This window comes from Mycobacterium colombiense (assembly GCF_001953985.1).
GTDB classification, from domain to species: Bacteria; Actinomycetota; Actinomycetes; order Mycobacteriales; family Mycobacteriaceae; genus Mycobacterium; species Mycobacterium colombiense_B.
In genome coordinates this window covers 133,937-158,422 of sequence record NZ_MBEI01000051.1, presented here as the reverse complement: position 1 = coordinate 158,422, position 24,486 = coordinate 133,937, and the positions used below count along the sequence as shown (strand labels likewise).

The window sequence follows — 24,486 nt, the reverse complement described above, 5'->3', positions numbered from 1 at the left end:
AAGGTAGAAGATGAGCGTCATCGCGGGTGTTTTCGGCGCGTTGCCGCCACATCGGTACAGCCAAAGCGAAATCACCGACCAGCTCGTCGAGTTGCCGACCTTGAAGCAGCACGAAGGGATCGTCCGGCGGCTGCACGCCGCCGCCAAGGTCAACAGCCGCCACCTGGTGCTGCCCCTTGAGCGCTACCACGAGCTGACCGACTTCAGCGCGACCAACGAGATCTTCATCGACAAGGCCCTGGAGCTGGGCTGCGACGCGCTGCTGGGCGCGCTCGACGAGGCCGGGCTGCAGCCGCAAGACATCGACATGATCGCGACCACGACCGTCACCGGCATCGCGGTGCCGTCCCTCGACGCCCGGCTCGTGGGCCTCCTCGGCCTGCGCCCGGACGTGCGCCGGATCCCGATGTTCGGGCTGGGCTGCGCGGCAGGGGCCGGCGGCGTGGGACGGCTACACGATTACCTGCGGGGTGCGCCCGACGGCGTCGCCGCCCTGGTGTCGGTCGAGCTGTGCTCGCTCACCTTCCCGACGGTCAGGCCGACCGTGTCGGGCCTGGTCGGCACGGCGATGTTCGGCGACGGCGCCGCGGCCGTGGTCGCCGTCGGCGACCGTCGCGCCGAGCAGCTGAATTCCGCCGGACCCGACATCGTGGATTCGCGCAGCCGGCAGTATCCCGAATCGCTGCACATCATGGGCTGGAACATCGGCTCGGACGGCATGCAGCTGGCGATGTCCCCGGACCTGCCGAAGGTGATCGACCGCTACCTGGCCGACGACGTGAACAGCTTCCTCGCGGCGCACCGGCTGACGAAGGACGACATCGGCGCCTGGGTCACGCACCCCGGCGGCCCCAAGGTGATCAACGCGATCGCCACCAGCCTCGAACTGCCACCGGAGGCGCAGGAATTGACCTGGCGCTCGCTCGAGGAGGTCGCCAACCTGTCGTCGGCGTCGGTGCTGCACATCCTGCGCGACACCATCGCCAAACCGCCGCCCGGCGGCAGCCCCGGGCTGATGCTGGCGATGGGCCCCGGCTTCGGCTCCGAACTGGTGTTACTGCGCTGGCACTGAGCGCTTGACGGCGTCGCGAACTCTGCTGCGCGCCAGCACTATTCGAGCAGCTCGGAGAGCTCCAGCCAGCGGCTCTCGGTCGCGGCCACCTCGTCTTCGAGCGCACGCAGCTCCTGGGTGAGCCGGGTGATGCCGACATGGTCGGACTGGTCGTGCGCGGCGAGTTCGTTGTGCTTGTCCTCGATCCGGTCCGCCAGCCGCGCGAGCTGGCGATCGACGGAGGCCACCTCTTTTTCCGCGGCGCGGCGTTGTGCGCCCGACATCGCTTGGGGGGCGGGCTCGGACGGCCGCGATGATCCGGCGGGCGCCTCCACGGCGCGCCGCTCGGCCAGCCGTAGATACTCGTCGACACCGCCGGGCAGATGCCGCAACCGGCCGTCGAGCACCGCGTATTGCTGATCGGTGACCCGCTCCAGCAGGTAGCGGTCGTGCGAGACGACGATCAGCGTGCCCGCCCACGAGTCCAGCAGGTCCTCCATCGCGGCCAGGGTGTCGGTGTCGACGTCGTTGGTCGGCTCGTCGAGCAGCAACACGTTGGGCTCGGACAACAGCGTGAGCATCAGCTGCAGCCGCCGCCGCTCACCGCCGGAGAGATCCTCGACGCGGGCCGACAGCTGACCCCGGCCGAAGCCGAGCCGCTCCAGCAGCTGCGCCGGGGTGACCTCGCGGCCGTCGACCTGATAGCCGCCCGGCAGCCTGCCCAGCACATCGGCGATCCGGTCGCCGCCGACCGAGGCCAGGGCATCGCCCTGCTGGTCGAGCACTGCCAGCCGCACGGTCTTGCCGCGCTTGACCCGTCCGGCGTTTGGGGTGATGGTGCCGTCGATCAGCCCCAGCAGCGTTGACTTGCCGGCGCCGTTGGCTCCGACGATGCCGGTCCGCTCGCCGGGGGCGATCCGCCACTCGATGTCGCGCAGCACCGGGCGGCCCCCGTACGAGACCGACACGTCGAGCAGGTCGACCACGTCCTTGCCCAGCCGCGCGGTGGCCAGCTTGGCCAGCTCGACGGTGTTGCGCAGCGGCGGCACGTCAGCGATCAGCTGGTTGGCCGCCTCGATCCGGAACTTGGGTTTGGACGTCCGCGCCGGCGCCCCGCGGCGCAGCCACGCCAGCTCCTTGCGCATCAGGTTCTGCCGCTTGGCCTCGGCGGCGGCGGCCATCCGGTCCCGTTCGACGCGTTGCAGGACGTAGGCCGCGTACCCGCCGTCGAACGGTTCGACGATCCCGTCGTGCACCTCCCACGTCGTGGTGGCGACCTCGTCGAGAAACCAGCGGTCGTGGGTCACCAGCAGCAGCCCGCCGGTGTTGCGCGCCCAGCGTTGGCGCAGATGGCCGGCCAGCCAGGTGATGCCCTCGATGTCCAGATGGTTGGTGGGCTCGTCGAGTGCGATGACGTCCCATTCGCCGATCAGCAACCTGGCCAGCTGCACCCGGCGGCGCTGGCCCCCGGACAGCGTGGCGACCGTTGCCTCCCAGGCGATGTCGGAGACCAGCCCGGCGACCACGTCGCGGACCCGCGCGTCGCCGGCCCACTGGTGTTCGGCGGCCTCGCCGACGAGGGTGTAGCCCACGCTGCGGTCGGGGTCCAGGGTGTCGCCCTGGCTCAGCGCGCCGACGCGCAGCCCGCTGCGCCGGGTGACCCGGCCGGAATCGGGCTCCTGTTGGCCGGTCAGCAGCCGCAGCAGGCTGGATTTGCCGTCACCGTTTCGACCGACGATGCCGATGCGCGCGCCATCGTTGACCCCGAGCGTGATCGATCCGAAGACCACCTGAGTCGGATATTCGAGGTGTACGGCCTCAGCTCCAAGTAGGTGTGCCACTGGGCCGACCCTAGCGGTGCGCCGCTAGCCCAGGGTCAGCAGCGCCTGGTCAACCTGGCTTTGAGTTTCCGACGAGGCCTTGCTGGCCACGGCGTCCAGGAAGCGGCTGGCGACGTCGCGCAGCTTGAGGTTCGTCTCCTGGGACCGCCACACCAGAATGTCGAACGCACGCTCGGCCGAGATGCCGTAGGCGATCATCAGCACGCCCTTGGCCTGCTCGATGCGCGCCCGGGCCTCGGCCACCGCCGAGAGGACGTTGGTGATATCGGAGTGCAGTGAGTCGGTGACGTCGACGTAGAACCCGGACGTGCCGGCCAACGCACCGCTGCCGTCGAGCATGCGATCGCCGGTGACGACGACGCAGCGGGTGCGCCCGGCGGCGTCGATGATGCGGTGCCGGCTGCTGAACGGCTTCCCCTTGGTCACGCGGTCCAGCACGGCGGCCACCCGCTCCCGGTCTTCGGGGTGTTTGTGTTGCAGCAGCAGTTCCGTGGTGGGCTCCACCTGTCCCGGCTTGTAGCCGTGCATGCGCGCCACCGCATCCGACCACTCCCAGCGATGGCCCTCGAGGTAGAACCAGAACCGGCCGACGCGCTGTGGCTCGCCGAGACCCAACACCAGGTCGACCGCGCTCAGATCGCCTCCCTCGACGACGTCGGACACCAGCGCCTCGCGGCACTCAACGGTTTCGTCGTTGAAGCTCCCCGTCATCACGTTTCCCCAATCCCCTTTGTGAAAACCTTGGCGTATCGATTCCCGTTTTTGCGCGGGTTAATACCTCGCCTCACGGCGCGCATGAGAGTGCCTGTCGTCAGGCCGTCCGGTAGCGCTCGGCGTCGTGGTGTTTGAACTCCAGGCCGAACCCCGGCCGGTGTTGATCGGGCCGCAATGCGCCGCCATCGGGCGGCAGCGCGCCGTCGAAGAGCATGTGTTCGATGCGGTGGTGGTCGTGGAAATACTCCAGATGCCGCAGGTTCGGGATGGTGGTGGCGACGTGGGCGTGCAGGTTGGGAGCGCAGTGCCCCGAGACGTCCACGTTGTAGGAGGCGGCGACGGCCGCGGCGCGCACCCAGTCGGTGATGCCCCCGCAGCGAGTGACGTCGATCTGCAGGCAGTCGACCGCGTCGGCGGCGAGCATGCGGTTGAAGTAGGCCAGGTCGTAGCCGTATTCGCCGGCGGTGACGTCCGGCGTCACCTGGTCGCGTACCTCGCGCAGCCCATCCAGATCGTCGGAGGACACGGGTTCTTCGAACCACGTGACACCGTGGTCGGCCATCGCGTGGGCCACCCGGATCGCCTGCTTGCGGTCGTAGCCGCCGTTGGCGTCCACGTAGAGTTCGACGTCTGGCCCGATCACCTTGCGCGCCAGGGCAATCCGATCCAGATCGCGGCTCACGTCGGAGCCCCACGACTCGCCGATCTTGATCTTCACCCGTGGGATCTTCCACTCCTCGACCCAGCGTTCGAGCTGGGCGCGGGTCGTCCTTTCGTCGTAGGTTGTGAAGCCGCCGCTGCCGTAGATCGGCACTTCCGGGTGTGCCATGCCGAGCAGCCGGCATACCGGCAGCTCCAGCAACTTGCCCTTGAGATCCCACAGCGCGGTGTCAACCGCAGAGATCGCGCAGGAGGCCAGCCCGGGCCGCCCGTTGTTGCGCATCGCCGCGACCATCGAGGCCCACCGCGCCGGGATGTCCACGGCGCTGTAGCCGGTGAGCGCGCCGGCGAGCCTGCCGCCGATCAGCTTGGCGCAGGCCCCGTCGGCGTAGGTGTAGCCGATCCCGCGGTGGCCGCCGGCGGCAACCTCGGCCAGCACCAGCGTGGTCGACGTCCAGGACAGGGTGCCGTCGGCTTCCGGTGCGTCGGTGGGGATTTCGTAGACCTGCGCGGTGACCTCCTCGATCCGCGCGTCGGGTGTCATCGACACCACCGTCGCCCCGCCCGCGCCGCGAGCCACGCGCCCACCCCGGCGGCGCTCAGCGCGCCGGTGCCGCTGACGACGGGATGTTGGGAGGCCCACAGTTGCGGGCTGTGCGTGTGCGACTGGTCATCGAACTGGCCGCGCGGGCCGTGGTCGGTGCCCGGCTCCTGATCCAACGGCTGCCAGAGGTTGTTGGGCCGGTCGCCGCTGACGTGTTCCTTGGTCTGCTGGGAGTCGTATCCGGTGCGGCCGAGGTAGCGGTCCAGCAGCGGTGCGACGAACTTCTGGCCCAGCAGGGTCACCATGGTGGAGTCGCCGACCCAGAATTGTTTGCGCCCCGGATGATCGGCGGCGTACAGGACGCCGCGGGCGGCGACCTCGGGCTGGTAGATCGGCGGCACCGGCTGCGGATGGCGGGGCAGCCGGGACAGCACCCAGGAGAATTGCGGGGTGTTCACCGCGGGCATCTGCACGATGGTGATCCGCACCTTCGAGCCCTCGTGAAACAGCTCGCAGCGCACCGATTCGGTGAACCCGTTGACGGCGTGCTTGGCGCCGCAATAGGCCGACTGCAGCGGGATCGATCGCTGGCTGAGCGCCGAACCCACCTGCACGATGGTGCCGCGGTTGCGGGGGCGCATCTTGGCCAGTGCGGCCATGGTGCCGTGCACGTACCCGAGGTAGGACACGTCGGTCACGCGTTTGAACTCCTCGGCGCTGATCTCGGCGAACGGCGCGAACACGGACGTGAACGCGACGTTGACCCAGACGTCGATGGGACCGAAGGCGGCTTCCGCCTCGTCGGCGGCGGCGACGACGGCCGAGTGGTCGGCCACGTCGGTCGGGATGGCCAGCGCCTTGCCGCCGCCGGCTTCGACGTCACGTGCGGCCCCGTCGAGTCCGGCGGCGCCGCGGGCGAGCAGGACGACGTTGGCGCCGCGCCGCCCGAACTCCCTCGCGGTGGCGCGGCCGATGCCGGCGCTGGCTCCGGTGATCACCACGGTCTGTGTCATCGCAGTACTGCCTCTCGCTCGGTCGGGTGGTCAGTCATGGTGGGTGTCGTCGTCGGTGAGGGTGGCCGTGCATTCGAGCATCAGCGCGTGCGCGAATGCCTGGGGCAGGTTGCCGCGGAGCTGACGCTGCCGCACGTCGTACTCCTCGCAGAACAGCCCCGGCGGGCCGCACGCAGCGCGGTTGCGTTCGAACCAGCGCATCGCGCAATGACCATGGCCCACTTGGTCTTCGGCCAGCGCCATCATGAAGCCGCAGAGCAGGAAGGCGCCCTCGGCGTCGCCGAGGTCGCGCTCGTCGTGCCGGAAACGGTAGACGAACCCGTCGTCGGTGAGCTCCCGGCGAACGGCGTCCAGCGTGGCCCGGGTGCGCGGGTCGTCGACGGGCACGGCGCCGCGCACCGGTGGCAACAGCAGCGACGCGTCGACGCCCGTCAGCCGCGGGCTGCGCTGCCAATAGCCGTGCGGGTGCAGGCTGCTCGAGGCCGTGTCCGCCAGGATCGCGTCGGCCAGCGAAGCGCTGGCGGCCACCTCCGGACCGGCGCCGGCCAGCTTGGCGATGGCGCGCAACCCAGCGACACAGGCCAGCCGCGACTGCGTCCAGTGCTCGTTGCCGACCTCCCACACCCCGGCATCCGGTTCCCGCCAACGCTTTTCGATCGCTCCGATGGCCGCCTGTGCGGCGCGCCAACCCTCGCCGTCGAGCCGGTCGACGGCGCCCGCCTTGGCCAGCAGCTGCAGCGCCTCGCCGAACACGTCGAGCTGGAATTGCTGATTGACCCAGTTGCCGAGCTTGTCGGTGCCGCCGGGATAGCCGGGCAGATCGAGCGCTTCTTCGCTGGGCACCGCGCTACCGGTGACGGTGTAGGCCGGTTTGAGGTTTGGGCCGTCTTCGAGCAGCCGGGCACCGACGAATTCGACCGCGCAGTCCAGCAATTCGGTCGTGCCGACCGCGGCGGCGGCCATGCCGGCGTACACCTGGTCGCGGATCCAGGCGTAGCGGTAGTCGTAGTTCTGATTGGCGTGCAGACGTTCGGGCAGGCTCATTGTCGCGGCGGCCACCATGCCACCGCCGCTGCTGGTCAGCCCGCGCAGCACCGCGTAGGAGTGGCGTCCGTCGCGGGGGGCGATGGTGCAGTCCAGCCGCGGCACGCTGCGCTGCCAGGCGTCCGCGGTGGCGTCCCAGGCCAGGTCGGGGTCGGGGACCTGGTCGGGCAGTGCGCGTTCGGACACCTCCAGCACCAGATCGTGTCGCCGGCCCTCCTCGAGGGTGATCTCACAGGTGAGCAGTTCGCTTTTGTCATGCGCGGCTTTGATGGTGCTCACGTCGCAGCCGGCCAGCCAGCGCCAGCGCAACCGGCCCGACCGGCCGCTCCACACCCCGCCCTCAGAGGTCGGCCGGCCGAGGCCGTGCCGGCCGAACGCCGCACCAGGTGCCAGCAGCACCCGGATGCGCGCAGTGCCGCGGCACACCGTGAGGCGCCGCAGCAACACCACCCGGTCCGGGTCGCCCGGAAAGGCCAGCGCCTCACGGCATTCCACGGTGCTGTCGCGGGTCGTCCAGCGATTGCGCCAGATCAGGCTGCCCGGCTCGTAATAGCCGCCCCACACGTGCCGGACGTCGATCGGGGTGATCGCGTAAACCCCCCCGCCGCCAATGAGATTAGAGAAGACGGCGTCGGAGTCCCAGTGCGGCGCGCACATCCAGGCCACGTCACCCTGCGGCCCCAGCAGCGCGCCGCGCTCGCCGTCGGCGAGCAGTGCGTACTCACGCAGCACCCGAGGCGCGAAAATCGTGTCGACGTCCATCGTCTTGTCAGCCACGGGCTCCCGCCTCCGACCTCCGTCCCGCGGCGGTATCGATCTTCCCGCCGGCTAGCCGTTCGGCGAGCCGCGAGGCCAGCGCCATGATGGTCAGCGCGGGGTTCGCCGAGCCCTGCGTGGGGCACACCGAGCCGTCGGCGAGAAACAGGTTCGGCACGCCCCACACGCGTTGATCGGAGTCGACGACGGAATTCTGCGGGCTGGTGCCCATCCGGGCGCCGCCGATCAGGTGGGCGAACCGCTCGATGGTGAGCACGTCCTGGGCGTCGGCGGCGTGCAGGATGTCGCCGATCACCTTGGTGGAGTAGGCCATGTTGGCCTTGTCGTTGTCGCAGAGGGTGTAGTCGAACCGGGCCACCGGGATCCCGTACGGATCCTTCTCGTCGGCCAGCGTCACCCGGTTGTCCGGCAGCGGCAACAACTCGTTGAGCACGCCGACGGTCGCCCAGTGGTTGTAGTCACGCATGTACTCCCGCATGGCGCGACCCCAGTGCCCTTCGGCCAGCACGTGTTCGGCCCAGCCGATCGGCATCGGCGACACGGTTTGGATGGCGAAGCCGCGGGCGAACCCACGCGAGAGGTCGGTCTCGTAGTACTGTTCGGAGGTCACCTCCGGGGGCGGCGCCTTGTACATCCGGACCTCCTCCGACCACCGGCCGGCGGACTGGGTGGCACCCTGCACCATCACGTAGCGCCCGAGCTGATCGTCGTTGTTGCCCAGCCCGTTCGGGAAGCGCTCGCTGGCCGAATTCAACAGTAGGCGAGGTGTCTCGATCGAATACCCGGCAATGGCAACGACTTTGGCGCGTTGCAGCCGCTCTTTGCTGCCTATCTCGTCGTAGTAGACGACGCCGCGGGCCGCGCCGCTCTCGTCGAGCTCGACGCGCGAGGCCATGCAGTTGGCGCGGATCTCCACGGCGTGGGCCAGCGCGTCGGGCAGGTGCGTGACGTACGGGCTGGCCTTGGCGTTGACCTTGCAGCCCTGCAGGCAGTAGCCGCGGTAGATGCAGTGCGGCCGGTTGCCGAACGTGCCGTTGACGATGCCGACGGGCCCCACCCGCATCTCGATGCCGAGCTTGAGCGCGCCCCGCCATATCTTGGCGGCCGCACCCGAAATTGGGTGCGGTGCAAAGGGATAGCGGTGCGGATCGCCCCAAGGCCAGTTCTGGCCGGCCACCGGCAGCTCGAGCTCGACCTGCTCGTAGTGGCGGCGGATGTCCTCGTAGCGGATGGGCCAGTCCGCCCCGACCCCGTCCCGGGTGTAGGTCTCGAAGTCGCTGGGGTGGAAGCGCGGGGTGTACCCGGCGTAGTGCACCATGGACCCGCCCACCCCGCGCCCGGAGTTGTTCTTGCCCAGCTCGATTGGGTCATTGCCGCCGAGAATGCGTTTCTGCGTCCAGTACAGGGCATGCGCGCCGGCCTCATCGGACACCCAGTCCTCGTCGGGGTGCCAGAACGGGCCGGCCTCGAGGATCACGACCCGCCAGCCCTGCCGGGCCAGCCGCTGCGCCAGCACCGAACCGCCGGCCCCTGCGCCCACCACCACCAGGTCGACCTCGTCGTCGTCGGCGTAGCGGCGCATGGTCTTCTCACCGGGCAGGTCGCGCGAGTGCACGTCGAGCAGGAATCGCGAATCGTTGTCCTTCGGTTCGACCGCTCCCTTGAACAGGCCCCGCAAGAAGTCGCCCATCACAGCTCCCCGTTGTTCACGACTTGCACCGGATCCTCGTCGGTGGCGCCCGGGGTCTCGTACGGTTCGCGCGCGGCGGCCGGCCCGGTGGCACCACCGAGACGCATGAAACCGCGCGGGTAGGCCGGGCCGCCGAACCCGATCTCGTTCCACGCCCAGGGGTGGGAGTAGAAGCCGGACAAGGCCGCTCGCATGCAGACAGACCAGGCGCGCTTGACGTTCAGGCTCTCCCACACCCCGCCTTGCAGTTCCGCCTGCGAGAACTTGTCGATGATCGCCTCGCGGGTGGTGATGTCGGCCTCGGCGAATGACGGTGCGCCGTAGTGGGCCGAGGCCGTCTCGTCGAGCCCGCGCAGCACCAGCCGCCAGGTGTCGCGGTCGTCGGGCATGTCGGCGTACTGGTAGCCGTCGAGGCGGCCGTCGGCGAGCTTGGAGTCGACGGACTCGGCCACCGGAACCCGCGGGTCGACGTCCTGCGCCAGCACCGTGTCGCAGAACGCGCGCAGGCACGGCTCCTCGTCGGGCGTGAAAAACCGCAAGGGGCCGGGCGGTTCGAGCCGCGCCAGCACCACCTTCCGGGTGGCCTCGTCCCACTTGTCGGCGGTTTCCAGCACGTCGTAATCGGGATAGCGACCGATCATCTGCGGCGTGACGCCGCGGCGTTGCCTGGGCAGCCAGGACGGGTGTGGCGGCTTGCCGTCGGGGCGCAGGTTGGGCAGGTGGTCGGGGCGTGAGGTGTTGGCCATCTCAGACATCCCAGCGCCCTAACCGCGGAACCGTTCGCGGCGCAGGATCGACGCCAGCAACCCCATCCCGCCGACCATGCACATCAATCCCGGCGCCGCGATCGGCGGACCCATCGGCACGTTGTACGACGCGTTCTTCCAGCCACCCGGCTTGCGCGCGACGCCGCGGGCGTGCAGGTATTCGCCCATCAGTCCGTTGGCCGTATAGATGCCCGCGGTGATGGGCAGCCACAGTTTGGCCCAGCGCTTCGAGAACACCCCGCCGATTCCGGCGACGACCACCGGCGGGGTCACCACGATCGGGCTCCACATCCATTTGTTGCCGAAGCTGGCTTTGTAGTGCTCGAAGTAGATTTCGGCGGTCGTGACCAGAGCCGCCACGGCGGTCAGCCCGGACAGCGAGCGTTCGAATCGGCCGTGCGCGACGTCGTACAGCGCTCGGCCGGCCAGATGTTGAACCTCGCCGAGTCCGTCGCGGCCGGCGGTGCGGTCTTTCAACCGTCCGCCGTTGCCCAGCAACAACATGTGCATCCCTTTCTCGCTCGCGCTCGTGCCCGGCCGGCGATTACCGGCCGGGTGTGGCGTGGTTGATGAACTGGTTGGTCGCGGTGGGCGCGCCGAAGACACCGGATGACCGAATGAGTGCGCCGCCGATGCCAGGGTCGTCGAGCGAATCCGCCGACGTCGTGCCCATAAGCCACCTCGCCTTCGCGTTGGAAGGAACACGGTCTGGCCGGCTTCGGCCCCCGACACTGTCCGTGCAGTGACGGTCGCCGAAGCCCGCCCAGAAAACTGGAAGCGCCCAGCTGTGTCTTTCAACCGAGAAGGCCCCGACAACGCGTCGCGACCGAAGCGCAACCGCTGTGTACCCGGCGTCCTGCTGCGCAAACGGCGCCGCAGGCGGTTCTCAGCGTGCTTTCAGGAGCGGTGGTGGCGAGCGGGTTTGAGGCGCGCCGGCGCGGCAATCCTGCGGCGAGGACGGGGGCACGCTGATGGTGCAGACGAGAGACGATTCACTCGAATCCAGCGAGCAGACGCATGCCGTGGCGCAAGCGGTGCTTGCCGGGCAGCGGGCGGAGCAGGCGCGACAAGCGGCCGAGGTGGCAAGGCGACTCGCAGCGGACAGCGTGCAGGCCGCGGCCGCAAGTTTGGCGTTATCCGCGCAGAGTCAGGATCGAACCGCGCAGGCTTTCGAAGACGCGGCCGACCGCGGTGGACGTCGATGCGCGTTTTTGCGGGCCCACGCGGCCGAGCACCGCAGGTTCGCGGAGGAGGACCGGCGGATGGCGCAGCAGCTGCGACAAAGCGGGCTGAACTGGCTCGCCATGCAGGCTCGCCTCGATCGCTGGATGTCTCGGCATAACCTTGACTGACGCGTGGGCGGTTAATCACCTTGCGTGAGAAGGCATTTCGCGCAACCGCTTGAGCGTCAGACGCGCGGCCCGCGTCGAAATGGCCGGCGAGAGGCGGTCCAGGTACCACAGCGCCTTCCACCAGGCCGGCACGATGATGATCGCCTTGTTCCGCAGCACGGCACGAAGTACGCGGGCGGCGAAGTCGTCCGGTGCCATCGGCCGCATCGGCTCCCAGAACTTGAGCAGGTCCTCGTCGCTGGCGCCGGTGTTGGTCATCCGGCCGTACGTGCCGCCGGTGAGGATCGGGGTCCGGATCGCGCCGGGGCACAGCACCGACACCTTCACGTTGTGGCGCTCGGCCTCCACCCGCAACGCCTTCGACAGGGCGACGACGGCGTGCTTGGAGGCGGTGTAGCTGGCGGTGCCGGGGCCGGCCAGCAGACCCGCCATCGACGCGGTGTTCACGATGTGGCCCGAGCGCTGCCGGATCATGATCGGATACACCGCCTGGATGCCGTGCACCACCCCGTGCAGGTTCACGGCCAGGACGTCGTTCCAGTCGTCGAGGGTGTAGGAGTCGACCTCGCCGCCGACGCCGATGCCCGCATTGTTGAACAGGTAGTCGATGCGCCCGGATGTCTGCACCGCCTCGGCCACCGCGCCCTCGAACGCGGGGTAGTCGCGGACGTCGAGTTCGATCGCGTGGGCCTTCGTACCGCCGTTGCTGAGGCGTTGCGCCAGCTGCTGCGCCGCGGCCAGTTGGCGATCGGCGAGCCAGACCTCCGCGCCGCCCTCGACCAACTTGGTGGCCAGCGCGGCGCCGATGCCCGAAGCACCGCCGGTGATGAATGCGACCTTGCCCGACAAGCTCGACGTCATGAGGGAAGGATAGGCGTCGTCTGCCCAGCTAGGGCCGTTATTCAGGCGCTCTGACCACACTTGTCGGTGGCCCGTGGCATGCTCGAACGTATGTTCGAGTTCAGCCCGTGCGCGGGGTCGTCGCCGGAGGTGATTGCGTGGTTTGACGACCTTTTCGAGCGGCAGCGCCCGTCGACCACGTCGGAGTCCACGGCGTTGGTCGACGAGATTTGCGTGTCGGCGCGGGCGGAGAACCGGGCCGCGGCCGCCCAGCTGGTGGCGATCGGGAAGTTGTTCGCCTACCGCTTGTCGCGGTGCTCGGAGACCGAGGAGTGGGCGGTCGACACGCAGGAGGCGGTGGCCGCCGAGGTGGCCGCGGCGCTGCGGATCGGCCAAGGGCTGGCGGGGAGCCGGTTGCGGTACGCGCGCGCGATGCGCGAGCGGCTGCCGAAGGTGGGCGCGGTGTTCGCGGCCGGGGATATCGGCTACCTGATGTTTCAAACGATCGTGTTCCGCACCGACCTGATCACGGATCGCGACGTGCTGGCGGCGGTGGACGCCGAGCTGGCGGTCAACGTGGCGCGCTGGCCGTCGATGACCCGGGGGCGGCTGGCCGCGCAGGTGGACAAGGTCGTGGCTAAGGCCGACGCCGACGCGGTGCGGCAACGCAGGAAGTTCGTGGCCGATCGCGAGGTGTGGATCGCCGACGGCGTCGGGGGGATCGCCGAGATCCACGGCAGCCTGCTGACCCCCGACGCGCATGCGCTGGACAAACGGCTGGATGCGCTGGCGGGCACGGTATGCGAGCACGATCCGCGTAGCCGTGAGCAGCGCCGCGCTGACGCCTTGGGGGCGCTGGCGTGCGGGGCCGACCGGCTGGGCTGTCGCTGCGGGCGCCACAACTGCTCGGCAGGCCAGCGGCCGGCGCCAAGCCCGGTGCTAATCCACGTCATCGCCGAGAGGGCAACGCTCGACGGGATGGGTGCCGCACCGGCTTCAGAGGTGAACGCCGACGGACTCATCGCCCCCGAACTTGTCGCCGAGTTGGCCGTCTCGGCCAAACTTTCGCCGCTGGTGCACCCCGGTGATGCGCCTGCCGAGTCCGGTTATGTGCCGTCCAAGGCGCTGGCCGATTTCGTGCGGTGCCGGGATCTGACCTGCCGCTGGCCAGGCTGCGACCGCCCGGCGATCGACTGCGACCTCGACCATACGATCCCGTATGCCGACGGCGGCCGGACGCATGCGTCAAACCTCAAGTGCTACTGCCGTACTCATCATCTGGTCAAAACTTTCTGGGGATGGCGCGACCAGCAACTGCCCGACGGAACGCTGATCTTGACCTCGCCGGCCGGGCACACCTACGTCACCACCCCGGGCAGCGCGCTGCTGTTCCCCAGCCTGTGCCAGTCCACCGGCGCCCTGCCCGCCGCTGAAGCCGATCCGCCCCAGGATTACTGCGCCGAGCGCACCGCGATGATGCCCCGACGCACGCGCACCCGCGCCCAACACCGGGCCGCCCGCATCGCCACCGAGCGCAAGCACAATCGCCAGGCACGGCAACCGAAACGTCGAGAGCGCGAGCCCGCCTACTTCGGCCCCGCTCCACCTGCCGACGACGGCGATGATCCGCCCCCGTTCTAACGGGTCCACCGTCGACCCGAATGGGTGCAGCGGCTGATACCTAATCGGGGGAACCACCGCCCTTCTAGCTGCCCTGATGTGCCATGATGTCGGAGCTGTCAAGACTCAGGGAGCAGCAGTGGATCTCAATTTGCGGACAACCCCTGGCAATCACACACCTGGCGCGTGATCATCGGCTCCCGATCAACGGGCCTCACACACCAAAGGGGCAGCATGACCGACGTTCAGCGGAAGCAGAGAGCAAAAGAGCTGTTGCAGGCAGCAGAACAAGGTGATGCCGCGGCGGTTGACGCAATGATCAGCGACGACTTCACGTTCAAGTCGATGCGCCGTGCACCAATAAACCTCCCAACGGGCGAGCCAATGCCGACCGATTTCGATAGACAAGCATTTCTCAGTTTCGTGGGCAACATCCCAAGCTTCACCAACGACGGCTTGCACTTCAGTTATGACCTCGCCTTAAGCGACGGCGACTACGTGGCGGTCTTCGGCCAGTCGAACGCCACCGCACTAAGCGGGAAGAAGTATTCGAACATCTATAGCTGGTTATTTCACTTCGCTGGGAGCAAGGTCACGCATTGGCGAGAGTACTGCGACACGCACTTGATTTGCACGGTGCTATTCGGATAGAGACCGAGACCGCCATGACACTTGCGATGCTTCACGCGCGGTGTACGTAGGCGCAGCCTTCAGCGATCTGAAATGTTCTTTAGCAGGTCGGTATCACTAACTTTCCAATGCCTCCGCGCACCTGGCGAGGATGTTGAGGAAGCTTCGACGGACGAGTCGCGAGCTGACCGCATCCATCACCTTGCCACCCGAGCGAGCTGGGTAGGTGAAGGTAGAGAACCAGTCAACGTGTGTGCCGTCCGGTGAGGGGGTGAACGCCATGGTGCCACCCTCATGGTCGATCGCGGGAAAGGAGCGAATAACGCGGTAGGAGTAGCTCCGTGGGAAGTCATAAGCGGTGATCTCCTCCCGGAACCAGGTGTTACCGAACCCGTTCACCTCTCGTGCCGCGCCCACTTCGGGCGATCGATTTTCTAGATAACCGGCCTTGAAACCAATCTTTGAAGCCAATGGCGAGGCGAAATTCGCTGGGTCGGCCAGCCAGTTGAAAACGCGTTCCTGGGAAGCAGCGATAGTGCGGTCGACGTGAAGTTGGACCACGAGACACCCAGCCTTCCGTGTTGCTATCCGCCCAGATGCTATCTACTTTCACCGGCCTGTACAGGCAAGTCTCATTGGTGCGCACCCAACCGATCTGAAGTGTCCTGCGGCCAGTCGCTACCACCATTTGATGAAGACGTTCTGGGGATGGCGCGACCAGCAACTGCCCGACGGGACGCTGATCTTGACCTCGCCGGCCGGGCACACCTACGTCACCACCCCGGGCAGCGCGCTGCTGTTCCCCAGCCTGTGCCGGTCCACCGGCGCCCTGCCCGCCGCTGAAGTGGACCCATCCCAGGATTACTGCGCCGAGCGCACCGCGATGATGCCCCGACGCACGCGCACCCGCGCCCAACACCGGGCCGCACGCATCGCCACCGAGCGCAAGCACAATCGCCAGGCGCGGCAACCGAAACGTCGAGAGCGCGAGCCCGCCTACTTCGGCCCCGCGCCACCTGCCGACGACGGCGATGATCCGCCCCCGTTCTAACGGGTCCACCGTCGACCCGAATGGGTGCAGCGGCTGATACCTAATCGGGGGAACCACCGCCCTTCTAGCTGCCCTGATGTGCCATGATGTCGGAGCTGTCAAGACTCAGGGAGCAGCAGTGGAACTCAATTTTTCGATGGTCACACGACCGGTCGAGCGGCTGATCGCCACCGCGCAGAACGGGCTGGAGGTCTTGCGGCTGGGGGGCTTGGAAACCGGTAGCGTGCCGTCGCCGTCCCAGACCGTCGAGAGCGTGCCGATGTACAAGCTGCGGCGGTATTTCCCGCCGGACAGCCGGCGCGGCCAATCGCCCGTCGGGCCGCCGGTGCTGATGGTGCACCCGATGATGATGTCGGCGGACATGTGGGACGTCACGCGCGACGAAGGCGCGGTGGGGATCCTGCACGCCCACGGGCTCGACCCCTGGGTCATCGACTTCGGCGAACCCGACAAGGTCGAGGGCGGCATGCGCCGCACCCTGGCCGACCACATCGTCGCGCTCAGCCAGGCCATCGACACGGTCCGGGAAACCACGGGCAGCGACATCCATCTGGTCGGCTATTCGCAGGGCGGCATGTGGTGCTACCAGGTCGCCGCCTACCGGCGCTCGAAGAGCCTGGCCAGCATCGTCACCTTCGGTTCGCCGGTGGACACCCTGGCCGCCCTGCCGATGGGCATCCCGGCAAACTTCGCCGCGCCCGCCGCGAACTTCATGGCCGACCACGTTTTCAGCCGGCTGGCCATCCCGAGCTGGATGGCGCGCACCGGTTTTCAGATGCTCGACCCGCTCAAGACCGCCAAGGCGCGCGTCGACTTCGTGCGCCAGCTGCACGACCGCGAGGCGCTGCTCCCGCGCGAGCAGCAGCGCCGGTTCCTCGAACGCGAGGGCTGGATCGCATGGTCGGGCCCCGCAATCTCCGAGCTGCTCAAGCAGTTCATCGCCCACAACCGGATGATGACCGGCGGGTTCGCCGTCAACGGGCAAATGGTGACCCTCACCGACATCACCTGCCCGGTGCTGGCCTTCGTCGGCGAGGTCGACGACATCGGGCAGCCGGCCTCGGTGCGCGGCATCCGGCGTGCGGCACCGGACGCCGAAGTCTACGAATCCACCATCCGCACAGGGCATTTCGGTTTGGTCGTCGGATCCAAGGCCGCGCAACAGAGCTGGCCGACCGTCGCCGAATGGGTGAAGTGGCTGTCCACCGGGGGTGACAAACCGGACAGCATCGACCTGATGGCCGATCAGCCCGAGGAGCACACCGACAGTGGGGTGGCGTTGAGCTCCCGGCTCGCGCACGGCCTCGGGGAAGCCTCCGAGGCGGCGGTGGGGCTGGTGCGCGGCGCGGCCAACACCGTCGTCGCCGCCAACAAGTCGGTGCGCACCCTGGCCGTCGAGACGGCCCGCACGCTGCCACGACTGGTGCGGCTGGGCCAGATCAACGACCACACCCGGATCTCGTTGGGCCGCATCATCGAGGAGCAGGCCCACGACGCGCCGCAGGGCGAATTCCTGTTGTTCGACGGCCGGGTGCACACCTACGACGCGGTGAACCGGCGCGTCAACAATGTCGTTCGCGGCCTGATCGACGTCGGGGTGCGGCAGGGCGACCGGGTCGGCGTGCTGATGGAGACCCGGCCCAGTGCGCTCGTGGCCATCGCCGCGCTGTCCCGGCTCGGCGCCATTGCGGTAGTGATGCGGCCCGACGCCGACCTGGGCGCGTCGGTGCGGCTCGGGGGAGTCACCGAGCTGCTCACCGACCCCACCAACCTCGAGGGGGTGCTGCGGTCCGACCGCCAGGGGCTGCGCCAGGTGCTGGTGCTCGGCGGCGGCGAGTCGCGGGATCTGCACCTGCCCGAGGACTCCGACGTCATCGACATGGAACAGATCGACCCGGACGCCGTCGAGCTGCCCGGCTGGTACCGCCCCAACCCGGGGCTGGCCCGCGACCTGGCGTTCATCGCGTTCAGCGCGGCCGGCGGCGAGCTGGTGGCCAGGCAGATCACCAACTACCGCTGGGCGGTGTCGGCGTTCGGTACTGCCTCGACGGCCGCCCTGGACCGCCGCGACACCGTCTACTGCCTGACGCCGCTGCACCACGAGTCGGCACTGCTGGTCAGCCTCGGCGGCGCCGTGGTCGGCGGCACCCGCATCGCGCTGTCGCGCGGCCTGGACCCGACCCGATTCGTTCAGGAGGTGCGCCAGTACGGCGTCACCGTGGTGTCCTACACCTGGGCCATGCTCCGCGAGATCGTCGACGATCCCGCGTTCGTGCTGCAGGGCAACCATCCGGTGCGGCTGTTCATCGGTTCCGGCATGCCGACCGGGTTGTGGGGCCGGGTCGTCGACGCGTTCGCGCCCGCCCACGTCGTCGAGTTCTTCGCCACCACCGACGGCCAGGCGGTGCTGGCCAACGTGTCCGGCGCCAAGGTCGGCAGCAAGGGCCGCCCGCTGCCGGGCGCGGGGCGGATCGAGCTGGGCGCCTACGACGCCGAGCACGACCTGATCCTGGAGAACGAGCGCGGCTTCGTGCAGATCGCCGAACCCAAACAGGTCGGGGTGCTGCTCGCCGCGTCCAACGGCCCGATCGATCCCAGCGCCTCGGTCAAGCGCGGCGTGTTCGCCGCCGGCGACACGTGGATCTCGACCGAGTACCTGTTCTACCGCGACGACGACGGCGACTTCTGGCTGGCGGGCCGGCGCGGCTCGGTGGTGCGCACCGCGCGTGGCCTCGTCTTCGCCGAGCCCGTCACCGATGCGCTGGGTTGCATCAACGGCGTGGACCTCGCGGTGACCTACAACCTGCCGGTGGGCGATCACGAGGTGGCGGCGTCGGCGGTGACGCTGTTGCCGGGCGCCTCGATCACCGCGGCCGACCTGACCGAGGCCTTCGCCAAGATTCCGATCGGCATCGGACCCGATATCGTCTGTGTGGTGGCGGAGATGAACCTGAGCGCGACGTTCCGGCCCACGGTCAGTGCCTTACGGGCGGCCGGGATTCCGAAGGCCGGCCGCCACGTCTGGTACTTCGACGCCGACACCAACCAGTACCGCCGCCTGACCGGTCAGGCCCGCTCCGAGCTGACCGGAGCGCAGTCATGATCGACGACGCGCTGCTGAGCATCCTGGTGTGCCCGGACGACCGGGGCCCGCTGGTGCTGGTGGGATCGGAACTGCTCTACAACCCGCGGCTGCGGCGCGCCTACCGCATTGAGGACGGCATCCCGGTGCTGCTCATCGACGAGGCCCGCGACGTCGACGACGACGAGCACGCCCGGCTCATGGCACAAGACCGTCCGGCAGATCCCCGGTGAGATAGCGCTGCAGGTTCGGCGCGATGGTCCGCGCGATCTGCTCGGGCGGCAGCGACGCGAACGGCTCCAGTCGCAGGATGTAGCGCGCCATCACCACGCCCACCAGCTGTGACGCGACGAACTGGACGCGGGTGGTGCCGCTTCCCGGCGGATTGTCCACGCGCGGGCCGATTTCCACGGTGATCACGTCCTCGATGAACGTGCGGAACAGGCTGACCTCCTCGCCGGCCAGCACGGACCGCAGCGTGGCGATGAACGCCGCACCGATCTCGGAATCCCACAGCGGCAACAACATTGACGGGATGCGATAGCCAAGCTCGTCGACCGGCATCTCGCGCAACTGGCCGACGATGTCCATCGGATCGATCGGGATATGCACGGCCGCCGCGAACAGCTTCTCCTTGGTGCCGAAGTAGTGATGCACCAACGCCGAATCCACCCCGGCCGCCGCGGCCACCGCACGGATCGAGGTGTTACGAATGCCGTTGCGCGCAAACAACTCCCGCGCGCTGTCGAGGATGCGGTCGCGGGTGCCGGAGTTGCCGGCCGGGCGCCCCCGCCGCCGGCGCCCGGTGCTGGTGGCCGTCACTAGGGGCGACCCGCCACTATGGCGTCCGCCGCCGCAGCGTGGCCGCCGCCAGGCACAGCGCCGCCAGGGCGAAGCCCAGCACCACGACGATGTCGCGCACCGCGATGAAAGTCAGTTCCGGGTGTGCACCCACCTGCTGCAACGCCTCCAGCGCGTAGCTGGCCGGCAGCACATTGCTGATCCATTGCAGCCAGTGTGGCATCAGCGCCCGCGGCACGATGATGCCGGCCAGCAGCAGCTGCGGCACCATCACCAGCGGAATGAACTGCACGGCCTGAAACTCGGTGCGGGCGAAAGCACTACACAGCAGGCCCAACCCGACGCCCAGCACGGCGTTGACGATGGCGATCACGAACACCCACGCCGGGCTGCCGGCCGTGTCGAACCCCAGCAGCCAGAACGACACGACACACGCCAGAGTCGCCTGCGCCGCAGCGGCGATGGAGAAGGCGGTGCCGTAGGCGATCAGCAGATCCAGGCGGCGCAGCGGCGTGGTCAGAATGCGCTCCAGCGTCCCGGACGCCCGCTCGCGCTGCATGGTGATCGCGGTGATGATGAACATCACGAACAGCGGGAACAGGCCCAGCAGGATCAGGCAGGCGTTGTTGAACGGGGTCGGCCCGCCGGGGCGGTGCGGGGCGTTCTGGAACATGAAATACATCAGGCTGATCACCAGAACCGGCACCAACAGGATCATCGCGACACTGCGGTGATCGGCGAGCAACTGGCGCAGGATCCGCGCCGTGGTCGCGGTGTAGCCGCGCAGGCTCAGCCCGCTTCGCGCATGGTGCTGCGCTTGATGATGGACAGAAACGCGTCCTCCAGTGACGTGCATCCGGTGTCCTCTCTCAGTTGGGACGGGGTGGTGTGGGCGACCAACCGGCCGTCGCGCATCAGCAGCAGGTCGCCGCAGTGGTCGGCTTCGTCCATCACGTGGCTGGAGACCAGCAGCGTGGTCCCGGCGCGGGCCAGCTCGGCGAACTGCTCCCAGAGATCCGCGCGCAGCACCGGGTCCAGGCCGACGGTGGGCTCGTCGAGCACCAGCAGGTCGGGCTGGCAGACCAGCGCGCACGCCAGCGACACCCGGGTGCGCTGACCGCCGGAGAGGTTGCCGCACAAGGCCGTCCGGTGATCGGTCAGCCCGACGCGGTCGATGGCGGCATCGGCGGCCTGGCCGTCGAACCCGTACAGCGCCGCGAAATAGCGGACGTTGTCCACGACCCGCAGGTCGTTGTAGATCGTCGGGTCCTGCGGGAGGTAGCCGATCCGGTGACGCAGTTCGGCGCTGCCGGCCGGCTGGCCGAGCACCGTGACGGTGCCCTTCGAGATGATCTGGGTGCCGACGATGCAGCGGATCAGTGTGGTCTTGCCGCAGCCGGACGGCCCGAGCAGGCCGGTGATGCTGCCCGTGGCGATCCGCACGGAGAAGTCGTGCAGAGCTGGGCGTTTGCCGCGGACGACGCGCAGGTGATCGATGTGCACCGCGGGTTCAGTGGGGCCGGTAATTAATTCATCATAGGATGAACTCATCATGCGATGAATAATCGTCCCGTTGCGCGGGGTTGTCAAGGTCTCTCGAGCAGGCGCGGGTGGGCGGCGCCGGTGTGCTAGTTGAAGCGTTCGCCGGTGGCCGGTCGGCGCTGCGGCAGATGCCCGTGCACGCCTTCGGCATAGGCGGTCTCGGCGTGCTGCGTGAGGTCGACGCCGGTGGTCTCGTCTTCGGCGCTGACCCGGAAGCCCATCAGCCGGTCGATGACCTTGCCCAGCACGAATGTGACGGCGAACGCGTAGAGCGCGACGACCGCGATCGCCAGCGCCTGCTTGCCCAGCTGGCCGACGCCGCCCCCGTAGAACAGGCCCTGCGGGCCCGCCGTCATCACCGCGGTGGCGAACAGGCCGATCAACGACACCCCGACTACGCCGCCGACAAAGTGGACGCCCACCACATCAAGCGAATCGTCATAGTTGAAGCGCAGTTTCGCGCCCACGGCGAACGCGCACACGACGCCCGCCGCCAGCCCCACAACCGTCGCGCCGAGCGTGTTGACCGTCCCGCAGGACGGGGTGATGGCGACCAGTCCGGCGACCACACCCGATGCCGCACCGAACGTGGTGGGCCGGCCGTCGCGGATCTGCTCGACCGACAGCCAGCCGAGCATGCCGAGGCAGCCGGCGACCAGGGTGTTGAGGAAGATGGCCGCGGCAGTTCCGTTGGCGGCCAAGGCCGAACCGGCGTTGAACCCGAACCAGCCGAACCACAGCAGCCCGACACCGACGAACAGCAACGGCAGGTTGTGAGGCCGCATCGCGTCCTTCTTGAAGCCGATGCGCGGCCCGAGCACCAGCGCCAGCGCCAGGGCGGAAGACCCGGAGACGATCTCGACGACGAGCCCGCCCGCGTAGTCGAGGACGCCCAGCTTGGCCAGCCAGCCGCCCGGCCCCCAGACCCAGTGCGCGACAATCGAATACACGGCGATCGCCCACACCGGGACGAAGACCATCCAGGCGGCGAACTTGGCGCGGTCGGCGATCGCACCGCTGACCAGGGCGGCCGTGATGATCGCGAACGTCAACTGGAACGTGGCATACAGCAGTTCGGGGACGGTGCCATGAACGGTGTCGGGGGCGATGCCGAGCATCCCGAAATGCCTCAGGCTGCCGACGAGTCCGCTGCCCCCATCCTCGGAGAACGCGATGGTGTAGCCGACCAGCAGCCACGCCACGGTCACCAGCGGGATGGAGATGAAGCTCATCATCATCATGTTGAGCACACCGGTGGTGCGGACCATGCCCCCGTAGAAGATCGCCAGGCCGGGGGTCATCAACAAAACCAGTGCGGTGCTGGCCAGCAGCCACGCGGTGGCGGCGGGATCGATCGCATGCATCAGGTGGGCTCCTTCTCGCGGCCCTGAGGTCACGGGACACCGGGATACTGCCACGTTCGGCCTGCCGGTAGGTTCGTTGGGTTGTCGAAAAGAGGATTCAGGATCTGATGTGGTCGAGGCTCGAGGACGATTTCGCGAAGGCGCGGCTGCGGCCCAGCTGGTAGTCGACCCGGTCGAGGCCGCGCGCCGGTTACTGGGCGCCACCCTCACCGCGCGCGGTGTGAGCGGGATCGTCGTCGAGGTCGAGGCCTACGGGGGAGTCCCCGACGGTCCCTGGCCCGACGCCGCCGCGCACTCGTACAAGGGCCTGCGTGCCCGCAATTTCGTGATGTTCGGGCCCCCAGGACGGCTCTACACCTACCGCAGCCACGGCATCCACGTCTGCGCCAACGTCTCGTGCGGACCCGACGGTACCGCCGCCGCGGTGTTGCTGCGCGCCGCCGCCATCGAGGACGGCACCGACGTCGCGCGTGCCCGCCGCGGCGAGCTGGTGCACACCGCCGCCCTGGCGCGCGGCCCGGGCAACCTGTGCTCGGCTATGGGAATCACCATGGACGACAACGGCATTGACCTGTTCGCGCATGACAGCCCGGTGACCCTGGAACTGCACGAACCGCTGACCGCGACGGCCGGCCCCCGGGTCGGCGTCAGCCAGGCCGCCGACCGGCCGTGGCGGTTGTGGCTGCCCGGCCGCCCGGAGGTCTCGGCGTACCGCCGCAGCCCCCGCGCGGCCGCGCCGGGCGCCAGCGACTAGCCGAACCGATCTCGGGTGAAAGGATCTTGGATCATGGGCGACATGATCATCGACGAGCTGGGCTGGCGCGGACTGATCGCGCAGTCCACCGACCTCGATGCGCTGACCGCCGAGGCGCAGCGCGGGCCGATGACGGTGTACGCCGGCTTCGACCCCACCGCGCCCAGCCTGCACGCCGGACACCTGGTGCCGCTGCTGGCGCTGCGCCGATTCCAGCGCGCCGGCCATCGCCCCATCGTGCTCGCCGGGGGCGCCACCGGCATGATCGGCGACCCGCGCGAGGTCGGCGAGCGCACCCTCAACGAGGCGGACACCGTCGCCGACTGGACCGAGCGGATCGGCGGGCAGCTGCGGCGCTTCGTCGACTTCGACGAATCACCCACCGGCGCCGTCGTCGTCAACAACCTGGACTGGACCCGCCCGCTGTCGGCGATCGAGTTCCTGCGCGACCTCGGCAAGCACTTCTCGGTCAACGTGATGCTGGACCGCGACACCGTGCGGCGGCGCCTCGAGGGCGACGGCATCTCCTACACCGAGTTCAGCTACATGCTGTTGCAGGCCAACGACTACGTCGAATTGCACCGGCGCTACGGCTGCACGCTGCAGATCGGCGGCTCCGATCAGTGGGGCAACATCGTCGCCGGCGTCCGGCTGGTGCGCCAGCAGGTCGGCGCGTCGGTGCACGCGCTGACCGTGCCGCTGGTGACCGCCGCCGACGGCACCAAGTTCGGCAAATCCACCGGCGGCGGCAGCCTGTGGCTGGACCCCGAGCTGACCACGCCGTATGCCTGGTACCAGTACTTCTTCAACACCGCCGACGCCGACGTGATCCGGTACCTGCGCTGGTTCACCTTCCTGACCGCCGACGAGCTCGGCGAGCTGGAGCAGGCGACGGCCGAGCGGCCCCAGCAGCGCGCAGCCCAGCGGCGACTGGCGCGGGAACTGACCGTGCTGGTGCACGGGGAGGCTGCCACCGAGGCCGTCGAGCACGCCAGCCGGGCGCTGTTCGGGCAGGGCGAACTGGACCGCCTGGACGAAGCGACGCTGGCGGCGGCGCTGCGCGAGACGTCGGTCGCCGAGCTCAAACCCGGTGGCTCCGACGGGATCGTCGACCTGCTGGTCGCCAGCGGCCTGTCCGAGAGCAAGAAGGCCGCGCGGCGCACCATCGGCGAGGGCGGCGTCTCGGTCAACAACGTCCGCGTCGACAGCGAGGAGTGGGCGCCGCAACCGTCCGACTTCCTGCACGGCAAATGGCTGGTGCTGCGCCGCGGCAAACGCACCGTCGCCGGGGTCGAAAAGGTCTGATCTTTACCTCACCGTGTCATTGACGTGACCCTCGGCGACCACTG

Annotated in this window: 23 protein-coding genes and 1 pseudogene; 9 read left to right on the top strand and 15 right to left on the bottom strand. The window is 68.7% G+C overall.

Features of this window, described 5'->3' with window-relative positions; translation table 11 throughout:
* The first annotated feature begins 10 nt into the window (after positions 1-10).
* Entirely contained in the window at positions 11-1,072 is a 1,062-nt protein-coding gene (locus tag A5732_RS13645) for a type III polyketide synthase (RefSeq protein ID WP_076102470.1), read from the top strand.
* A gap of 38 nt (positions 1,073-1,110) precedes the next feature.
* Here A5732_RS13645 and A5732_RS13640 read toward each other — a convergent pair whose 3' ends face one another.
* The 9 genes from A5732_RS13640 to A5732_RS27755 all read right to left on the bottom strand — a co-directional run bounded on the left by A5732_RS13640 (position 1,111) and on the right by A5732_RS27755 (position 10,774).
* Positions 1,111-2,892: an ABC-F family ATP-binding cassette domain-containing protein gene (locus tag A5732_RS13640; protein WP_076056889.1), complete on the bottom strand. Its 1,782-nt coding sequence runs from the start codon at positions 2,890-2,892 to the stop codon at positions 1,111-1,113.
* A gap of 24 nt (positions 2,893-2,916) precedes the next feature.
* Entirely contained in the window at positions 2,917-3,603 is a 687-nt protein-coding gene (locus A5732_RS13635) for a PAS and ANTAR domain-containing protein (protein WP_076102553.1), read from the bottom strand.
* 100 nt (positions 3,604-3,703) lie between these two features.
* Positions 3,704-4,810: an enolase C-terminal domain-like protein gene (locus tag A5732_RS13630; RefSeq protein WP_076102552.1), complete on the bottom strand. Its 1,107-nt coding sequence runs from the start codon at positions 4,808-4,810 to the stop codon at positions 3,704-3,706.
* Positions 4,807-5,823 carry an SDR family oxidoreductase gene (locus A5732_RS13625; RefSeq protein ID WP_076056887.1) on the bottom strand — a complete coding sequence of 339 codons (1,017 nt, stop codon included), beginning with the start codon at positions 5,821-5,823 and terminating at the stop codon, positions 4,807-4,809. Before A5732_RS13625 ends, A5732_RS13630 begins: the two co-directional genes overlap by 4 nt.
* Positions 5,824-5,853: 30 nt before the next feature.
* Complete coding sequence (locus A5732_RS13620) at positions 5,854-7,629, bottom strand: glycoside hydrolase family 15 protein (RefSeq protein ID WP_371915789.1); 1,776 nt, start codon at positions 7,627-7,629, stop codon at positions 5,854-5,856.
* Between the two features lie 7 nt (positions 7,630-7,636).
* Positions 7,637-9,334 (bottom strand): GMC family oxidoreductase, encoded by a 1,698-nt coding sequence (locus A5732_RS13615; protein ID WP_076056884.1) that lies wholly within the window; start codon positions 9,332-9,334, stop codon positions 7,637-7,639.
* Positions 9,334-10,080, bottom strand: coding sequence for a gluconate 2-dehydrogenase subunit 3 family protein (locus tag A5732_RS13610; protein ID WP_076056882.1), 747 nt, complete (start codon positions 10,078-10,080; stop codon positions 9,334-9,336). Before A5732_RS13610 ends, A5732_RS13615 begins: the two co-directional genes overlap by 1 nt.
* 18 nt (positions 10,081-10,098) lie before the next feature.
* Positions 10,099-10,605, bottom strand: a complete 507-nt coding sequence (locus A5732_RS13605; protein WP_076056916.1) for a hypothetical protein — start codon at positions 10,603-10,605, stop codon at positions 10,099-10,101.
* A 40-nt stretch (positions 10,606-10,645) separates the two neighbouring features.
* Positions 10,646-10,774: a hypothetical protein gene (locus tag A5732_RS27755; protein WP_256714727.1), complete on the bottom strand. Its 129-nt coding sequence runs from the start codon at positions 10,772-10,774 to the stop codon at positions 10,646-10,648.
* Between the two features lie 298 nt (positions 10,775-11,072).
* Between A5732_RS27755 and A5732_RS13600 the strand changes: the two genes are divergently transcribed.
* Positions 11,073-11,453: a hypothetical protein gene (locus A5732_RS13600; protein ID WP_076102468.1), complete on the top strand. Its 381-nt coding sequence runs from the start codon at positions 11,073-11,075 to the stop codon at positions 11,451-11,453.
* A gap of 15 nt (positions 11,454-11,468) precedes the next feature.
* On the opposite strand, the gene A5732_RS13595 is transcribed toward A5732_RS13600, so the two are convergent.
* On the bottom strand, positions 11,469-12,314 hold the full coding sequence (locus A5732_RS13595; RefSeq protein WP_076102467.1) for an SDR family NAD(P)-dependent oxidoreductase: 846 nt from the start codon (positions 12,312-12,314) through the stop codon (positions 11,469-11,471).
* Between the two features lie 90 nt (positions 12,315-12,404).
* Here A5732_RS13595 and A5732_RS13590 point away from each other — a divergent pair, with 90 nt between their 5' ends.
* Positions 12,405-13,934, top strand: a complete 1,530-nt coding sequence (locus A5732_RS13590; RefSeq protein WP_076102551.1) for an HNH endonuclease signature motif containing protein — start codon at positions 12,405-12,407, stop codon at positions 13,932-13,934.
* Between the two features lie 213 nt (positions 13,935-14,147).
* The gene (locus A5732_RS13585; RefSeq protein ID WP_076102466.1) at positions 14,148-14,564 is read left to right on the top strand and encodes a nuclear transport factor 2 family protein; all 417 of its coding nucleotides are present in this window, start codon (positions 14,148-14,150) and stop codon (positions 14,562-14,564) included.
* Between the two features lie 96 nt (positions 14,565-14,660).
* Here A5732_RS13585 and A5732_RS13580 read toward each other — a convergent pair whose 3' ends face one another.
* The gene (locus tag A5732_RS13580) at positions 14,661-15,104 is read right to left on the bottom strand and encodes an SRPBCC family protein (RefSeq protein ID WP_076102465.1); all 444 of its coding nucleotides are present in this window, start codon (positions 15,102-15,104) and stop codon (positions 14,661-14,663) included.
* A gap of 82 nt (positions 15,105-15,186) precedes the next feature.
* On the opposite strand from A5732_RS13580, the pseudogene A5732_RS13575 reads away from it, so the two are divergent.
* From A5732_RS13575 to A5732_RS13565, 3 genes and pseudogenes are all read left to right on the top strand, one after another.
* Positions 15,187-15,594, top strand: a pseudogene (locus A5732_RS13575) (hypothetical protein); the annotation flags it as partial.
* Positions 15,595-15,670: 76 nt separating this feature from the next.
* Positions 15,671-18,697 (top strand): acyl-CoA synthetase, encoded by a 3,027-nt coding sequence (locus tag A5732_RS13570; RefSeq protein WP_142256606.1) that lies wholly within the window; start codon positions 15,671-15,673, stop codon positions 18,695-18,697.
* Positions 18,694-18,909: a Trm112 family protein gene (locus A5732_RS13565; protein WP_064953341.1), complete on the top strand. Its 216-nt coding sequence runs from the start codon at positions 18,694-18,696 to the stop codon at positions 18,907-18,909. Before A5732_RS13570 ends, A5732_RS13565 begins: the two co-directional genes overlap by 4 nt.
* On the opposite strand, the gene A5732_RS13560 is transcribed toward A5732_RS13565, so the two are convergent.
* The 4 genes from A5732_RS13560 to A5732_RS13545 form a co-directional block, all read right to left on the bottom strand.
* Complete coding sequence (locus A5732_RS13560) at positions 18,875-19,498, bottom strand: TetR family transcriptional regulator (protein ID WP_076056875.1); 624 nt, start codon at positions 19,496-19,498, stop codon at positions 18,875-18,877. The genes A5732_RS13565 and A5732_RS13560 overlap by 35 nt on opposite strands.
* Before the next feature lie 16 nt (positions 19,499-19,514).
* Entirely contained in the window at positions 19,515-20,333 is an 819-nt protein-coding gene (locus tag A5732_RS13555) for an ABC transporter permease (protein WP_076056873.1), read from the bottom strand.
* Positions 20,267-21,031 (bottom strand): ABC transporter ATP-binding protein, encoded by a 765-nt coding sequence (locus A5732_RS13550; RefSeq protein ID WP_076056871.1) that lies wholly within the window; start codon positions 21,029-21,031, stop codon positions 20,267-20,269. The genes A5732_RS13555 and A5732_RS13550 overlap by 67 nt, the downstream gene beginning before the upstream one ends.
* Before the next feature lie 74 nt (positions 21,032-21,105).
* Positions 21,106-22,383, bottom strand: coding sequence for an ammonium transporter (locus tag A5732_RS13545; RefSeq protein ID WP_076102463.1), 1,278 nt, complete (start codon positions 22,381-22,383; stop codon positions 21,106-21,108).
* 109 nt (positions 22,384-22,492) lie between these two features.
* Between A5732_RS13545 and A5732_RS13540 the strand changes: the two genes are divergently transcribed.
* Together A5732_RS13540 and tyrS are read left to right on the top strand one after the other, a co-directional pair.
* Positions 22,493-23,137: a DNA-3-methyladenine glycosylase gene (locus A5732_RS13540; protein ID WP_076102462.1), complete on the top strand. Its 645-nt coding sequence runs from the start codon at positions 22,493-22,495 to the stop codon at positions 23,135-23,137.
* Between the two features lie 33 nt (positions 23,138-23,170).
* The gene (gene tyrS, locus A5732_RS13535) at positions 23,171-24,442 is read left to right on the top strand and encodes a tyrosine--tRNA ligase (RefSeq protein WP_142256605.1); all 1,272 of its coding nucleotides are present in this window, start codon (positions 23,171-23,173) and stop codon (positions 24,440-24,442) included.
* The last annotated feature ends 44 nt before the right edge of the window (positions 24,443-24,486 follow it).

What these genes read in the sequence shown, in the direction of transcription:
- A5732_RS13645 (WP_076102470.1), top strand. Translation starts at nt 11, where the DNA reads ATGAGCGTCATCGCGGGTGTTTTCGGCGCGTTGCCGCCACATCGGTAC.
- A5732_RS13635 (WP_076102553.1), bottom strand. Translation starts at nt 3,603, where the DNA reads ATGACGGGGAGCTTCAACGACGAAACCGTTGAGTGCCGCGAGGCGCTG.
- A5732_RS13630 (WP_076102552.1), bottom strand. Translation starts at nt 4,810, where the DNA reads ATGACACCCGACGCGCGGATCGAGGAGGTCACCGCGCAGGTCTACGAA.
- A5732_RS13625 (WP_076056887.1), bottom strand. Translation starts at nt 5,823, where the DNA reads ATGACACAGACCGTGGTGATCACCGGAGCCAGCGCCGGCATCGGCCGC.
- A5732_RS13620 (WP_371915789.1), bottom strand. Translation starts at nt 7,629, where the DNA reads ATGGACGTCGACACGATTTTCGCGCCTCGGGTGCTGCGTGAGTACGCA.
- A5732_RS13615 (WP_076056884.1), bottom strand. Translation starts at nt 9,334, where the DNA reads ATGGGCGACTTCTTGCGGGGCCTGTTCAAGGGAGCGGTCGAACCGAAG.
- A5732_RS13610 (WP_076056882.1), bottom strand. Translation starts at nt 10,080, where the DNA reads ATGGCCAACACCTCACGCCCCGACCACCTGCCCAACCTGCGCCCCGAC.
- A5732_RS13605 (WP_076056916.1), bottom strand. Translation starts at nt 10,605, where the DNA reads ATGTTGTTGCTGGGCAACGGCGGACGGTTGAAAGACCGCACCGCCGGC.
- A5732_RS27755 (WP_256714727.1), bottom strand. Translation starts at nt 10,774, where the DNA reads ATGGGCACGACGTCGGCGGATTCGCTCGACGACCCTGGCATCGGCGGC.
- A5732_RS13600 (WP_076102468.1), top strand. Translation starts at nt 11,073, where the DNA reads ATGGTGCAGACGAGAGACGATTCACTCGAATCCAGCGAGCAGACGCAT.
- A5732_RS13595 (WP_076102467.1), bottom strand. Translation starts at nt 12,314, where the DNA reads ATGACGTCGAGCTTGTCGGGCAAGGTCGCATTCATCACCGGCGGTGCT.
- A5732_RS13590 (WP_076102551.1), top strand. Translation starts at nt 12,405, where the DNA reads ATGTTCGAGTTCAGCCCGTGCGCGGGGTCGTCGCCGGAGGTGATTGCG.
- A5732_RS13585 (WP_076102466.1), top strand. Translation starts at nt 14,148, where the DNA reads ATGACCGACGTTCAGCGGAAGCAGAGAGCAAAAGAGCTGTTGCAGGCA.
- A5732_RS13570 (WP_142256606.1), top strand. Translation starts at nt 15,671, where the DNA reads ATGTGCCATGATGTCGGAGCTGTCAAGACTCAGGGAGCAGCAGTGGAA.
- A5732_RS13565 (WP_064953341.1), top strand. Translation starts at nt 18,694, where the DNA reads ATGATCGACGACGCGCTGCTGAGCATCCTGGTGTGCCCGGACGACCGG.
- A5732_RS13555 (WP_076056873.1), bottom strand. Translation starts at nt 20,333, where the DNA reads ATGCACGTCACTGGAGGACGCGTTTCTGTCCATCATCAAGCGCAGCAC.
- A5732_RS13550 (WP_076056871.1), bottom strand. Translation starts at nt 21,031, where the DNA reads ATGATGAGTTCATCCTATGATGAATTAATTACCGGCCCCACTGAACCC.
- A5732_RS13545 (WP_076102463.1), bottom strand. Translation starts at nt 22,383, where the DNA reads ATGCATGCGATCGATCCCGCCGCCACCGCGTGGCTGCTGGCCAGCACC.
- tyrS (WP_142256605.1), top strand. Translation starts at nt 23,171, where the DNA reads ATGGGCGACATGATCATCGACGAGCTGGGCTGGCGCGGACTGATCGCG.